Consider the following 13,908-nt stretch of genomic DNA (forward strand, 5'->3'; position numbering starts at 1 on the left):
GTGAAGCAAAAGCGGCAAATCAGCGTAAGCGCGAAACATTTCCAACGGTACACGGGCAACTGTTTCGGTATTCGGGGCAATCCCCATGCGGCCTCTCAAATCAGCTGCAATCAGACCAACACGCCCTCAAGCGAGTTTGTCTTTGCCGCGATGATTCGAACACGAGCCACCTTCCCCAGCAAATCCGTGGATGCCTCGGCATGAACAGCCTGCAGGTATTCCGACTTGCCGATCAGCTGGCCGGGCTTGCGACCAGCCTTTTCGAACAGGACAGCCGTCTCGCGCCCGACCATCGCTTCTTGCGTGGCGTGCTGCTGTTCGGTGATCAGGGCCTGAAGACGGTGCAGACGGTCCGCGGCGACCTCCATCGGCACGTCTTCACGCTCGGCGGCCGGCGTACCGGGACGGGCCGAGTAACGGAAGGAATACGCGGCGGCGTAGTGTACGCGGCCAACCAGATCCATCGTCGCCTCAAAATCTTCATCTGTCTCGCCGGGAAAACCGACGATGAAATCGCCCGAAACTGCCAGATCGGGCCGCACGGACCGCAAGCGATCAATGATGGCGATATATTCCTCGGCTGTATGCTTACGGTTCATCGCCTTGAGGATTCGATCGCTGCCGGACTGCACCGGCAGGTGAAGGTACGGCATGAGCTTGGCGCAGGTGCCATGCGCCGCGATCAGATCATCGGTCATGTCGTTGGGATGGCTGGTCGTGAAACGGATCCGCTCCAACCCGTCGATTTCGTCCAGCGCCCAGATCAGGTCGGCCAGCGACCAGGTGCCGCCATCGGGCCCCGTCCCGTGATAGGCGTTCACGTTCTGGCCCAGGAGGGTAATTTCCCTTACCCCGCGCGCCACCAGGTCGCGCGCCTCAGCCAGAAGGCGGGCAACGGGGCGGCTGACTTCGGCCCCGCGGGTGTATGGCACGACGCAGAAGGCACAGAACTTGTCGCAGCCCTCCTGCACTGTCAGGAAGGCCGCGGGCCGGGCCGCGCCGCGCAGCTTGGGCAGGTAGTCGAACTTGTCCTCCTCGGGCATGTCCGTATCCAGCGCCTTTTCACCCGCGTTCACCCTCTCCATCATTGCCGGCAGACGGTGGTACGTCTGCGGCCCGACGACCAGGTCGACCATCGGCTGGCGCGCCATGATCTCGGCCCCCTCGGCCTGCGCCACGCAACCCGCAACCCCGATCTTCAAGTCGGGTCTGGCGTCGCGCAACGGCTTCAGACGGCCCAGGTCGGAATAGACCTTCTCGGCCGCCTTTTCGCGGATGTGGCATGTGTTCAGCAGGATCAGATCGGCGTCTTCCGGCGTGTCGGTGACTTCATATCCCTGCTCGCCCATGACTTCGGCCATGCGCTCGCTGTCATAGACATTCATCTGACAGCCGTAGGTCTTGATGTGCAGCTTTTTCGGCGCGGTCATGGCAGGCCCCCGGACATATCCATGGGGGCAATACCGCAGCCCCGGCCCAGCCGCAACGCGCCCCCTGTTGCGGTAGGCTGCGGTTTGAGAAACAGTGCCCACAAACCACAGGCAGGCTCCGATGGACTTCATCTCACCCGAGGATTTACGCGCCCGTGCCGGCATCCTTGGCAGGGGGCCGGTGCTCATGATCCTGTGCGAAGATGATACCGAGATCGAAGGGACAATCCGACACCACATCGATGCGGGCTTCCGGCAGATCGTGCTGGCCGTGCCACCCGCCGTGCGCCTGCCCGACGTTTTGCCGGAAGGCGTTCATCGCCTGACGCTCGACCAACGGCCTGACAATTTCGCCGCGACTTGCGTCAACGCCCTGATCGACGGGCTGCCCGAAGGGGCATGGATGGCCTATGTTTACAACGCCGAATACCTGTTTCACCCGTTCGCCGAAACACGCCGCATCGGCGAGGCCCTGACGTTCTGCACCGAAGAGCGCCGCGATGCCGTCCTCACGTTCATCGTGGACCTTTATGCAGGAGATCTGACGAAGGGCTCCAATGCCGTGGACACGCAAAATGCCTGGATCGACGAGGCGGGATACTTCGCGCTCGCCCGGACGGGCGAAGACGGCCCGTTGGACCGGCAACTGGATTTCTTCGGCGGACTGCGCTGGCGCTTCGAGGAACATATTCCGTGGGAACGTCGCCGCATCGACCGCGTGTCGCTGTTCCGCGTCAGAAAGAGCCTGCGGCTGTTGCCTGACCATCGTTTGTCGGACGAAGAGATGAACACCTTTTCGTGCCCTTGGCACCATTCGATGACGGCATCCTTGGCCTCATTCCGGGCCGCCAAGGCGCTTGCCACCAATCCAGGATCGCGCGCGGCAATCCGGGGTTTCAAATGGGATGGGTCCACGCGGTTTGAATGGCGTGCGCAACAGTTGATGGACCTGGGGCTGATGGAACCGGGGCAATGGTTCTGACGTCAGCGAGGCAAGGCATTTGCCTACGCAAGACGCGCGCCCCTTTACAGGGACGCGCGACACTCCGTCTACCGGAGGCACTCTCTCGGGGAAGTCAGGCCTCGACGGCTTCGGAGGTTCCTTCCAGCGCGCGCGCGGTTTTGCCCGTCGCAATCTGGATCTGACGCGGCTTCAACGCCTCGGGAACTTCGCGCACCAGGTCGATGTGCAGCATTCCGTCGGTGTGGGTCGCACCAGTCACCTGAACGTGGTCGGCGAGCTGAAACGACTTCTCGAAGGCGCGGGTCGCGATACCACGGTGGAGATAGGTGCGTTTATCGTCCATCTCGGCCTTGCGCGCCGTCACAATGAGCTGGTTCTCGCGGGCTTCGATCGAAAGTTCGTCATCGGTGAAACCGGCCACGGCAATCGAGATGCGGTAGTCGTTCTCACCCAGTTTCTCGATGTTATAGGGCGGATAAGTTGTCGCGGTATCCGCAGTCATTGCACGATCCACCAAGTTCGCCATCCGGTCGAAGCCGACGGTGGCACGATACAGGGGCGTGAAATCATAGGTTCTCATTGTAGCATCCTTGTTCAAAGCGATACGTTTCTGACATCACCCCTTCCATGACCGGACAGGGGCCTCTTCTGTTACCGGACCCTATTCAGGCATCCGATGATTACGACGTGGGAATGACAAATTGCGCCTTCAAGAGGGGGCAATCGCAGTCATTTTGAATTTTTCGTGACTTCAATCGTCGCCGCGACCCGTCACGGCCTGCAACGCGTTGATCCGCTTGGAGGCGTAGATGGTTTCATCGGTGATGGACGGGTGATCGGCGGGTAATCCGCGTCACCCATATCCGATCGCACCGATGATCGCAGGTTGGGGACTTATAGTGCGAGAATGCAGGAATTGTGGGCCCGGCAGACCGTAAGACACAGCAAGCTGCGGACGGCATGGGCTGATCAGGCGAAAAACTCCAGAACAATTTCGATATCGTCCGCCGTGGTACGTCCGGTCAGGATGGCGATGACGTCGTCGTCAGCGTACACGCGCAGACCCTCCGTACTGTCCTCGAATCGAAATTCCGGGCCGACAGGTCCATTGCCGTCCGCCTCGTCCGTCAGATACACAATCTGATCAAGACCCGGCTCGAAGTCGGTGATTACCGGCGTCCCGAGATCTTCATCGACCTCGCCCATGGTCGTGAAGGTATCGGCCCCCGCGCCGCCGGTCAGCGTATCGCCCGCGTCATAAAGGATCGTATCGGCACCGAAGCCGCCGTTGACCACGTCGCCCGCGGGGATGCCGGGAACGGAGTCAGTCCGGACCCCCAGCTCGGCCAAATCCTCTCCATCCACGGTGGAGGCCTCGGACGCGTCGATGATGTCATTGCCCAAGCCGCCCAGCAGCGTGTCGGCCCCGCCCCCCCCGAGAAGAAGATCCGCCCCGGCCCCACCGCCAATGGAGTCGTTGCCGTCGTCGCCTGACAACAGGTCGTTTCCGTCTTCACCGAACAGAACGTCATTGCCGTCAATGCCGATCAGAAGATCGCCGCCCGGCCCGCCCAACAGCGTGTCGTTGCCACCTTCGCCGACCAGCGCATCTGCACCGAACCCACCCAGGAGTTGGTCGTTCCCGGCACCGCCAAGCAGGGCATCGGACCCGGTTCCGCCCTCAAGGGTATCTTCTCCACCAAATCCCCTGATCAAGTCATCGCCCTGGGCACCGAACAGCCGATCCGGTCCCTCGGTCCCGTTCAGTTCATCGTCGTCCTCGGTCCCGCTTTGGGACGAAGCCGCATCGTCGGAGTCATCGGAATCGATAACCGTGTAGAGCAAGCCCCCGCCGAGCAGACCGATAATGAAAAGACCAAACACCCGAAGCCACCCCTAACCAAACAAGATTAACGGTCAAATCTGCCACGATAAAGTCAAGCCGCTTCCACATTTCCCACCGTCTGGGGAAACAGTTTGACAAAATGACCAGGATTGAAGGGCGTACGGCGTTCAATCGACGGTGTGTGCAGGTTCAATCAGGTCCCACCGCGTGCCCCAAGGGTCACGCCAGACGGCAACGGTGCCATAGGGTTCGTAACGCGGTGAGTCCTCGAACGTGCCACCCGCCGCCACAATTCGGGCTGCATCGCGAGCGAAGTCGTCGGTGTGAAGGAAAAACCCCACGCGCCCGCTGAACTGGTTGCCGATGACCGCGGTCTGCCGGGGCGTATCGGCACGGGCGAGGATCAACTCGATGGCACCGCAGGCGACCGTAACCCAGCGCTTGCGCCCCCTGATCCTCGTCGGCCGTCAGTCGCCACGCCAGACCGTCCACAAAGAACGCGATCCCCGCGTCGTAGTCGGGCACGATGTAGGCAACCGCACCCAAACGCATCAGTCGCGCGTTCCGGCAAAGCGTTCGGCCCAATCCTCGCGTTGCTCATCCGTGATCTTGGCGAAAAGGACGTCCGGAACCGTGAAGTCGTGACCGGGTTCCAGCACCCGCAGTGCGGCATCGACGTCCGAGGGCCAGGTGTCCTGCTCGGTTCGCATTCCTGCCAGCATCGCGTCGGCGGCATCTGGAATGAACGGTCGGGACAAAACAGCGTAGAAACGGATCAGATTCAGGGCCATGCGGATCTGCGCCGCCGCTTTTGCGGGGTCTTCCTTGAAGGTGGCCCAAGGGGCCGCTTCTTGCAGGTATTCGTTGCCCGCTACCCAGATGGCGCGCAGTTCAGCCGCGGCCTTGCGGATCTCGATGCCGTCCATCAAGGCCTCATAGGCCTTCAAGCGGGTGCTCAACGTCTCAATCAGGGCGGCCTCCGCGGTGCCCCATTCGCCGTCTGCGGGCACTTCCTCTCCGAACTTGGACCGGCAGAACTTCGTCACCCGGCTCACGAAGTTGCCCAACACATCGGCAAGGTCCTTGTTCACGGACCCTTGGAAGTTCTCCCAGGTGAACTCGGTGTCGCTGTTCTCGGGGGCATGAGACAGCAGCCACCAGCGCCAGTAGTCCGCCGGCAGGATCGACAGCGCCTGGTCCATGAACACGCCGCGCCCGCGCGAGGTGGAGAACTGGCCACCGTCGTAGTTCAGGTAGTTGAGCGCCTTGAGGTAGTCGACGGTTTTCCAAGGCTCCCCCGACCCTAGAAGCGTCGCTGGGAAGGACAGCGTGTGGAACGGCACATTATCCTTGCCCATGAATTGCACGTAGCGGACATCCCGTGCCCCCTTGTCGGTGCGCCACCAACGCTCCCAATCGCCCCCCGTCGCGTCGGCCCACTCGACAGTGCCCGCGATGTATTCGATCGGCGCATCGAACCAGACGTAGAAGACCTTGCCCTCCATCCCCGGCCAGGGCTTGTCCCCCTTCATAACGGGGATGCCCCAGTCCAAGTCGCGCGTGATGCCGCGGTCCTGCAAGCCGTCGCCGTCATGCAGCCATTTCTTCGCGATCGACGTGGCCAGGACTGGCCAGCCCTGCTGGCTGTCGATCCATTGATCCAGCCGATCCTTCAGCAGCGACTGCTTCAGATAAAGGTGCTTCGTTTCCCGCACTTCCAGATCGGTGGAGCCCGAGATGACCGACCGTGGATTGATCAGGTCCGTGGGGTCGAGTTGCTTGGTGCAATTGTCGCACTGGTCGCCGCGCGCATCCTCGAAGCCGCAGTTCGGGCAGGTCCCCTCGATATAGCGGTCCGGCAGAAAGCGCCCGTCGGCCACGGAATAGACCTGCCTGGACGAACGCTCGTCGATCAGCCCGGCCTCGTCCAGTTTGCCCGCGAAATGTTGCGTCAACTTGTGGTTCTGATGACTGGAGGAACGGCCGAAATGATCGAACGACAGGCGGAATCCGTCAGCCAGGTCCTTCTGCACCTGCCACATCTCGGCGCAATATTCCGCCACGGGCTTGCCCGCCTTTGCAGCGGCCAGTTCGGCGGGGGTGCCATGCTCGTCGGTCGCGCAGATGAACATCACTTCGTGCCCCCGCGCCCGGCAATAGCGGGCATAGAGATCCGCCGGCAATTGGGAGCCGACGAGGTTCCCAAGGTGCTTGATGCCGTTGATATAGGGTATGGCCGAAGTGATGAGCGTGCGGGGCATGGGTGTCTCCAGAAGTCGGACAGCTTCTAGGCCCCCGCCCGGACCCTCGCAAGCCGCCGCTCTGGCCTCCGCGGATCAAAAGCATGCCGGGGGCGCGAGGCTGACCCCTTCACTGCGGCCCGTGTCAGGTGAACTGTTCGCGCAGCAGCCGTTCTTCCAGCCCGTGACCCGGATCGAACAGCAGGCGGTGGGTGATCGAAGCATCGATCATGATTTCGACCGAGACCACATCGCGCACCGAATGGCCGTCGGCCTCGGCCATCATGGGGCGCTTTTCTGGATTAAGCACGTCCAGCCGCACCTTGGCCACTTGCGGCAACAGCGCCCCGCGCCAGCGGCGCGGCCGGAAGGCCGCCATCGCCGTCAGCGCGAGCACGCCCGACCCGATTGGCAGGATCGGACCATGCGCCGAGTAGTTGTAGGCCGTCGAGCCAGCGGGCGTCGAGACCAGCGCCCCGTCGCAGACCAGCTCCTCCATCCGGACCTTGCCGTCGACCGAAATGCGAAGGCGTGCGGCCTGCGGACCCGCGCGCAGCAGGGACACTTCGTTGATCGCCAAGGCTTCAACCGTCTCTCCGTCAGCGCGCGTTGCGACCATGCGCAGCGGATTGATGACGGCCTCTTCGGCTTCGGCCAACCGACCAGTCAGACCGGTTTCGCGATAGTCGTTCATCAGAAATCCGACCGTTCCGCGATTCATACCGTAAACCGGCGCATCCACGGCCATCGTCGCGTGCAGCGTTTCAAGCATGAAACCGTCCCCGCCCAAGGCCACGATGACCTGCGCCTTGGCGACGGGGACCTGACCATATCGCGCGGTCAGGCGATCAAGGGCCGTCTGCGCCTCAGGCGTATCGGAAGCGAGAAAGGCGATATTCTTAGCGCGGGGCATGAGTTTCCTTCGTCTACACCCAAGGGTTGGCGTGCGCGGATCGGAAACACAAGTATGACGACGACCCCACCCTGCGCCGCTTTGGCCGCTTTCAAACGAAGCACGAGAGGCGTATGACGCCCGCAACGGAACAACAGCCCGGAGTGTCTGCCATGAATGCGCCCTACCGCGACCCAAACTTCTTTTCCGCCACACTGGCCGATACCGACCCCGAAATCGCCGAGGCCACGCGGCTCGAACTTGGTCGTCAGCGCGACGAGATCGAACTGATCGCCTCCGAGAACATCGTCAGCCGCGCCGTGATGGAAGCGCAGGGCGGCGTGATGACGAACAAATACGCCGAGGGCTACCCCGGTCGACGCTACTACGGCGGCTGCCAATTCGTCGACATCGCCGAGAACCTGGCCATCGACCGCGCCAAGGCCTTGTTCGGCTGCGGCTTTGTCAATGTGCAGCCGAACTCGGGAAGCCAGGCCAACCAGGGCGTGTTCACCGCCCTGCTCAAGCCCGGCGACACCATTCTGGGCATGTCGTTGGACGCAGGCGGCCACCTGACCCACGGCGCGCGGCCGAACCAGTCGGGCAAGTGGTTCAACGCGATCCAATACGGCGTGCGTCGGCAGGACCTGACGCTGGACTACGATCAGGTTCAGGCGCTGGCGACCGAGCATCAGCCCAAGATGATCATCGCCGGCGGCTCGGCCATTCCGCGCATCATCGACTTTGCCAAGATGCGCGAGATTGCCGACTCGGTCGGTGCGATCCTGCTGGTGGACATGGCGCATTTCGCGGGGTTGGTCGCGTCCGGCCATTACCCCAGCCCCTTCCCCCACGCCCATGTCGCCACCACGACCACGCACAAAACGCTGCGCGGGCCGCGCGGCGGAATGATCCTGACCGACGACGAAGCTCTGGCCAAGAAGTTCAATTCGGCCATCTTCCCTGGCATCCAGGGCGGGCCGCTGATGCATGTCATCGCTGGCAAGGCCGTCGCCTTTGGCGAGGCGTTGCGTCCCGGCTTCAAAGATTACCAAGCGCAGGTCATCAAGAATGCACAGGCATTGGCGGATCAGTTGATGAAAGGCGGGTTGGACATCGTGACCGGCGGCACCGACACGCACCTGATGCTGGTCGATCTTCGCCCCAAGGGCGTGAAGGGCAACGCGACCGAAGATGCCCTGGGCCGCGCGCACATCACCTGCAACAAGAACGGCATTCCCTTCGATGACGAGAAGCCGACCGTCACCAGCGGCATCCGACTCGGCTCTCCGGCGGGAACGACGCGCGGCTTTGCCGAGCCGGAGTTCCGCCTGATCGGCGACCTGATCGTGGAGGTGGTCGATGGCCTCGCCTCGAACGGAGCGGAAGGGAACGCCGAGGTCGAAGCGTCGGTACGGGCCAAAGTGCAGGAGCTTTGCGACCGTTTCCCGATCTACCCGGATCTCTGAGACGCGATCGGCTTCTGTTCATGCTGGACCGAAAGGGGCAGGTTTTCCTGCCCCTTTCGTCATGGCTTAAACATCTGCCACAGCAAAGCGCGGACCAGATCGATGCTGTCACCGAGCGCATCGCGCCGGGCGGGCTGATGCCGACATGAACTTTGCAGCCACCCCCGCAGGATGCGCAACCGTCGCGATGGCCCTGTCCAGCCAGAAGAAATGCCTTGCCCGAAAGCCTCAATGCAAGCCAGAGTAAGGCGGTGGAACGGTCAAGGCGTTGGTCCGCCTCTTCGATTGAAAAGCCGTTCGAGACGGCGTAACTCTGCCTGAAATTTGACGCTCCCGGGGGAAAAATGAAGAAAGTCTACGGATCGGCCGCCGAGGCATTGGACGGCATCCTGCACGATGGAATGCTGATCGCGGCAGGGGGCTTCGGCCTCTGCGGCATACCCGAGTTGTTGCTCACAGCGATACGGGATGCAGGGACCAAGAATCTGACGTTTGCGTCGAACAACGCCGGGGTCGACGATTTCGGCATCGGCATCCTTTTGCAGACCAAGCAGGTCAGGAAAATGATCTCCTCCTACGTCGGGGAGAACGCCGAATTCATGCGCCAATACCTGTCGGGTGAGCTGGAACTGGAGTTCAATCCGCAAGGCACATTGGCCGAACGGATGCGGGCCGCCGGCTGCGGCATACCGGGTTTCTACACAAAGACAGGAGTGGGCACGGTCATAGCGGACGGCAAGGAACATAAGGACTTCAACGGCGAGACATACATCCTTGAGGAGGGTATTTTCGCCGATCTGTCTATTGTGAAGGCGTGGAAAGCGGATGCGACGGGCAACCTCGTCTTCCGCAAGACGGCACGGAACTTCAATCCGCCCGCTGCCATGTGCGGCAAGATCTGTGTGGCCGAAGTCGAGGAAATCGTGCCGACCGGATCATTGGACCCTGATGGCATTCACCTGCCGGGAATCTACGTTCATCGCCTGATCCAGGGGGAACACGAAAAGAGGATCGAGCAGCGGACCACACGCGCGGCCTAGCCAAACTACTTTGCCGCCCTACAATGTCAAAAGCTTCGGCAGTCCAGTGGTTCCGCCGAAGACAATCGGGACAAGACTGCCCTCGCCGCGGGTCGGGACCATGGCGAGCGATACAAGATTTGATCGTACGCGGAGCGTTCCGGAAAACGGAACGTTCCACGGGGCTTGGTTGCAGGGAGGGGCACCATGACGAACGACCAAGACGGAACTACGGGCGGACCACGACAGAATTTTCGTGCCGAACCGCGACACAAAGAGTTGGACGCAACGAAGCGCAAGCTCGCCGCGGTCATGGACGAAAAAGATGCCATCGACGGGTTCAGCAATGCAAAGGTGGCCATGGTCCTGACGGACCCGCGTGCCGACGATAATCCCATCGTTTACGTCAACGCCGCGTTCGAAAAGATGACGGGTTACTCCCGCTCGGCCGTGATCGGTCGGAATTGCCGGTTTCTTCAGGGCGACGAGACCAGAAAGACCGATGTCGACAACCTGCGCGCCGCGGTGAATGACGGTCGCGATCTGAGCATCGACATCCAGAATTACCGTGCGGATGGGCGCCCTTTCGTCAACCGCCTTATCATCGCGCCGATTACAGACGGCAACGGCGACATCATCTACTATCTGGGGATTCAGAAACCCCTGCATGACACCGAGCGCGAGGATGGGGAACTTAACGAAAAGCTGAGCTCTCTCCAGTCGCGCGTTCAGGAAGACCTGTCTTTGGTTCTCAAAAGCCTCGGAGAGACTACCGAAGATGAGCCCCTCGAATTCGAAGCGATGACGCGCCGGATGGAGTGTCTGCAACTGGTCTATGAAGCCATGCTCCTGTCGGACAGCCAGGGGCTGCGATCACGCGGTATCGACCTGGGCGCATTGATCAGCCGGGTCGCAGCGTCGATCGCTTACGAAGAGGGACGCCCCGGCATCCGCTACCAACAGCAGATCGAAAGCGTAGTGGTGAACCTCGAAGCCTCGGTTCGCGTGTCGCTGCTCCTGTCAGAAGTACTGTTCAATGCCTTCCACCATGCGTTTGACCGCTTGGAGGAAGGCTTGATCGAGTTGCGCCTCACGCGTCTTGCGGCGGGCGGTTTGCGCCTTGTCGTGACCGATGACGGCGTGGGCCTCCCGTCGAACATTTGTTTTCCGGATATGACGACAATCGGCGGTCGCCTGATCGCGACGCTTGCCGATGGACTGGACGCCACGATCACGCCGGTTCGGGGCGCGGCGGGTACGGTGGTCATGCTGGATGTCCCCGCCGGGATGATGGACGTCTGACTTTACGTCGCCGGAAAACTGTCGCAGGACTTCCGCGACGGCGCGCAAGTCGCCAAGCACAAGACAAGGACGATACATGCCCTGGGATCGCAATCAGATGGCCGCCCGTGCCGCGCAGGAACTGCAGGACGGCTGGTACGTGAATCTTGGCATCGGGATTCCGACGCTCGTGTCCAACTACATCCCCGACGGGATCGAGGTGACGCTGCAATCCGAGAACGGGATGCTTGGCATGGGCCCCTTCCCTATTGAGGGCACCGAGGACGCCGACCTGATCAACGCCGGTAAGCAGACAATTACGGAACTGCCCCAGACCGCCTATTTCGACAGCGCGCAAAGCTTTGGCATGATCCGAGGTGGCAAGATCGCCATGGCGATCCTGGGCGCAATGGAGGTTGCCGAGAACGGCGACCTGGCGAACTGGATGATTCCCGGCAAGCTGGTCAAGGGGATGGGCGGTGCAATGGACCTTGTGGCCGGTGTGGGTCGCGTCGTCGTCGTGATGGACCACGCCAACAAGCACGGGCAATCGAAGGTGCTGAAGGAATGCACCCTGCCGCTGACCGGTCAGGCCGTCGTTGATCGGATCATCACCAACTTGGGTGTGCTCGACGTGGTCGAGGGTGGCCTAAAGATCGTCGAGCTTGCCGACGGCGTGACGGAGCAGGAACTGCGCGACGTGACCGAGGCGACACTGGTCGACTGACAAGCCTGCCTTGCGAGGTCTCGCGGCAGGGTGGCGAAGCGGGGGCCGCTGAGCCGTCCGCGATGCCCGCCGTTACGGTGTCAGGAGTCGGTCAAGGTCGGGTTGAATACGCAGCCATCACCCGGAAGTGTCGGAGGCGTGGTGCACATCTGCCGCGCGACATTCCAGGCGGCCAGAACCTTGGGCACATAGGCCCGCGTCTCGGCAAAGGGCGGAACGCCAGCGTTGCGCCGCACCGCGCCCTCGCCCGCGTTATATCCGGCCAGCGCGAGAACGGGGTCGTTCCCGAACTCCCCCATCAGCCAATCGAGATAGGCGACGCCGGCCCTGATATTCTGCGAGGGGTCGTTTGCGTCGCTGGTGCCAAACCGTTCGGCGGTCGCGGGAATCAACTGCATCAATCCCTGCGCGCCCTTGTTCGACACGGCCGTGACGCGCCCCCCGGATTCGACCGAAATCAAGGCCAGCACCAAGGCGGGCGAAACCCGCGTGCCGACCGACCGTGACAGGATTTCGCGACCGTGGGCCTTGGCGATGGCCTGAAGCTGCGCCAGGGACGGTGCCGCGATGCCACTGCCGGACGGGGGGCGCGCCGCGACCTGCGCCGCCTTGAGAAACCGACCGGGCGTTGCTTCGATGCTGGGCGATATCGCTGACCAGAACCACGCCTGATGGTCGGAGCGGCCCGCCTGCGGCTCGGACGGGGTCGTGCGCGCGACGGCTTCACCCGGTGCCTGCGGCGCGCCGGGACGCGGGGCCTTAGATGGGGAAAGCTGTTCGCGAAACGTATCCGCTTCGACCTGGATGTTGATTCGGTTGCCGGTCGAGGTCGCCGACGGGGGACGCACGCGCTTGAATGTGAATTCCGCGCTTGCCGGGCTGGCAGGCATCATGAGTGCGATCGCACCCACCAGCGTGAGGGAGAATATGGGGTTCATGTCTGACTGCTCGGCCGTTGGGGCGTATTATTGGGTTCTGTGTGCCATGTTTCCGCCGCGCCTGTCATCGTGGAGGCTTCAGGAAGTGTCCCGGCTGTGACAATTGCCGCAAGTCGGCCCCGCTTTTTCGCCCCTCGCCGCCGCGTGGCCCCGCCATGGCCCCGGTGTTGTTCCCAAACCCCCATCAATCCTTGGTGAAAACCGCATTGTCCGCAATTTGAACGAAATGCGACACGATCTCGCCGCAATTGGCCCTCATACCGAAATCGTCGGATGGCAACGGGCGACGGCAGACCGCCCCAGACATCGGATCAAAAAGAAGCACCGAAACACTCGGGCAAGATACGTGGCGATTGAGCAGTCCCCACCACTCTGTTGGCAGGCGGAGCGGACAACGAGGGAAACGTCACTAAGCTTCCATCGGCTAGACCGAGGGACAGGGGGTCGTGCTGGCAGGCGCGGCCCTCACTTCGTTTCTTCCCATGACACGAGACACCTGCGGCCAGAAGTCCCCCAACGGCCTTGTTGAGTGCCAGGCAGGCCTTCGCAGCTGGCATCGGCACATCCATACCCGGCACTTCATGCAAGCAATGGCGAGTCGCACGTAGAAGTTGAAGGGAATCAACGCCGCGCAAAGGCAAAAAATGTATCTACGCTCAATTATCTGGATAGGGGCGTGAACAATTAAAATTAATAAAAAACACTATTTTATGAATTTTTAACCATCATTTGACCTGCGTATTTCCTCCGACTTGTCCCGGCGACGCCCAATTCCCGCCCCGATTCATGGGCAGAACGGCTTCATCGAAAGGGCGATACGGCCCGACGAGAACACACGAGTAACTTTACCAAGGAACCAAACCATGCTGATCAACATCAACGCTTTCATCAATGATGAATCCGGTGCCGTGACTGTCGACTGGGTCGTCCTGACCGCAGCCCTCGTGGGCCTTGGCCTGGCCGTTATGTCGGTCGTGTCCGGCGGCATCGAGGACCTGTCGACCGATATCGGCCAGGCGCTGACCGATACCGACCCGCTGACCAATCCCTTTACGAGCAACACGACGTTCACTGAAACTCCGTCCGGCGGCTAATTCTAGCT

At 61.8% G+C, this 13,908-nt stretch carries 14 protein-coding genes; 7 read left to right on the top strand and 7 right to left on the bottom strand.

What is annotated here, in order from left to right; translation table 11 throughout:
- Window positions 1–110: 110 nt before the first annotated feature.
- On the bottom strand, window positions 111–1,430 hold the full coding sequence (gene miaB, locus BLV27_RS03020; protein ID WP_092642201.1) for a tRNA (N6-isopentenyl adenosine(37)-C2)-methylthiotransferase MiaB: 1,320 nt from the start codon (window positions 1,428–1,430) through the stop codon (window positions 111–113).
- 121 nt (window positions 1,431–1,551) lie between these two features.
- On the opposite strand from miaB, the gene BLV27_RS03025 reads away from it, so the two are divergent.
- Window positions 1,552–2,412, top strand: coding sequence for a hypothetical protein (locus BLV27_RS03025; protein ID WP_092642204.1), 861 nt, complete (start codon window positions 1,552–1,554; stop codon window positions 2,410–2,412).
- Window positions 2,413–2,506: 94 nt separating this feature from the next.
- On the opposite strand, the gene BLV27_RS03030 is transcribed toward BLV27_RS03025, so the two are convergent.
- From BLV27_RS03030 to BLV27_RS03050, 5 genes are all read right to left on the bottom strand, one after another.
- A complete protein-coding gene (locus tag BLV27_RS03030) occupies window positions 2,507–2,974 on the bottom strand; it encodes an Hsp20 family protein (protein WP_092642208.1) in 468 nt (155 codons plus the stop codon).
- A gap of 389 nt (window positions 2,975–3,363) precedes the next feature.
- Complete coding sequence (locus BLV27_RS03035; protein WP_092642211.1) at window positions 3,364–4,278, bottom strand: calcium-binding protein; 915 nt, start codon at window positions 4,276–4,278, stop codon at window positions 3,364–3,366.
- 129 nt (window positions 4,279–4,407) lie between these two features.
- The gene (locus BLV27_RS20175) at window positions 4,408–4,647 is read right to left on the bottom strand and encodes a VOC family protein (protein ID WP_425283634.1); all 240 of its coding nucleotides are present in this window, start codon (window positions 4,645–4,647) and stop codon (window positions 4,408–4,410) included.
- Between the two features lie 144 nt (window positions 4,648–4,791).
- Window positions 4,792–6,501 carry a methionine--tRNA ligase gene (metG, locus tag BLV27_RS03045; RefSeq protein WP_092642214.1) on the bottom strand — a complete coding sequence of 570 codons (1,710 nt, stop codon included), beginning with the start codon at window positions 6,499–6,501 and terminating at the stop codon, window positions 4,792–4,794.
- Window positions 6,502–6,625: 124 nt separating this feature from the next.
- Window positions 6,626–7,393 carry an NAD kinase gene (locus tag BLV27_RS03050; RefSeq protein WP_092642217.1) on the bottom strand — a complete coding sequence of 256 codons (768 nt, stop codon included), beginning with the start codon at window positions 7,391–7,393 and terminating at the stop codon, window positions 6,626–6,628.
- 152 nt (window positions 7,394–7,545) lie between these two features.
- On the opposite strand from BLV27_RS03050, the gene glyA reads away from it, so the two are divergent.
- From glyA to BLV27_RS03070, 5 genes are all read left to right on the top strand, one after another.
- Window positions 7,546–8,841: a serine hydroxymethyltransferase gene (gene glyA, locus BLV27_RS03055; protein WP_092642220.1), complete on the top strand. Its 1,296-nt coding sequence runs from the start codon at window positions 7,546–7,548 to the stop codon at window positions 8,839–8,841.
- Between the two features lie 20 nt (window positions 8,842–8,861).
- Window positions 8,862–8,990: a hypothetical protein gene (locus BLV27_RS19985; RefSeq protein ID WP_280140285.1), complete on the top strand. Its 129-nt coding sequence runs from the start codon at window positions 8,862–8,864 to the stop codon at window positions 8,988–8,990.
- 195 nt (window positions 8,991–9,185) lie between these two features.
- Window positions 9,186–9,881, top strand: coding sequence for a CoA transferase subunit A (locus BLV27_RS03060; RefSeq protein WP_092642223.1), 696 nt, complete (start codon window positions 9,186–9,188; stop codon window positions 9,879–9,881).
- A gap of 186 nt (window positions 9,882–10,067) precedes the next feature.
- Entirely contained in the window at window positions 10,068–11,162 is a 1,095-nt protein-coding gene (locus tag BLV27_RS03065; protein ID WP_092642226.1) for a PAS domain-containing protein, read from the top strand.
- A gap of 76 nt (window positions 11,163–11,238) precedes the next feature.
- Entirely contained in the window at window positions 11,239–11,868 is a 630-nt protein-coding gene (locus BLV27_RS03070; protein WP_092642229.1) for a 3-oxoacid CoA-transferase subunit B, read from the top strand.
- Window positions 11,869–11,948: 80 nt separating this feature from the next.
- On the opposite strand, the gene BLV27_RS03075 is transcribed toward BLV27_RS03070, so the two are convergent.
- Entirely contained in the window at window positions 11,949–12,806 is an 858-nt protein-coding gene (locus BLV27_RS03075; RefSeq protein ID WP_092642232.1) for a lytic transglycosylase domain-containing protein, read from the bottom strand.
- Window positions 12,807–13,669: 863 nt separating this feature from the next.
- Here BLV27_RS03075 and BLV27_RS03080 point away from each other — a divergent pair.
- Window positions 13,670–13,900 carry a Flp family type IVb pilin gene (locus BLV27_RS03080; protein WP_092642234.1) on the top strand — a complete coding sequence of 77 codons (231 nt, stop codon included), beginning with the start codon at window positions 13,670–13,672 and terminating at the stop codon, window positions 13,898–13,900.
- Window positions 13,901–13,908 lie beyond the last annotated feature (8 nt).

Source organism: Jannaschia faecimaris, assembly GCF_900107415.1.
GTDB classification, from domain to species: Bacteria; Pseudomonadota; Alphaproteobacteria; order Rhodobacterales; family Rhodobacteraceae; genus Jannaschia; species Jannaschia faecimaris.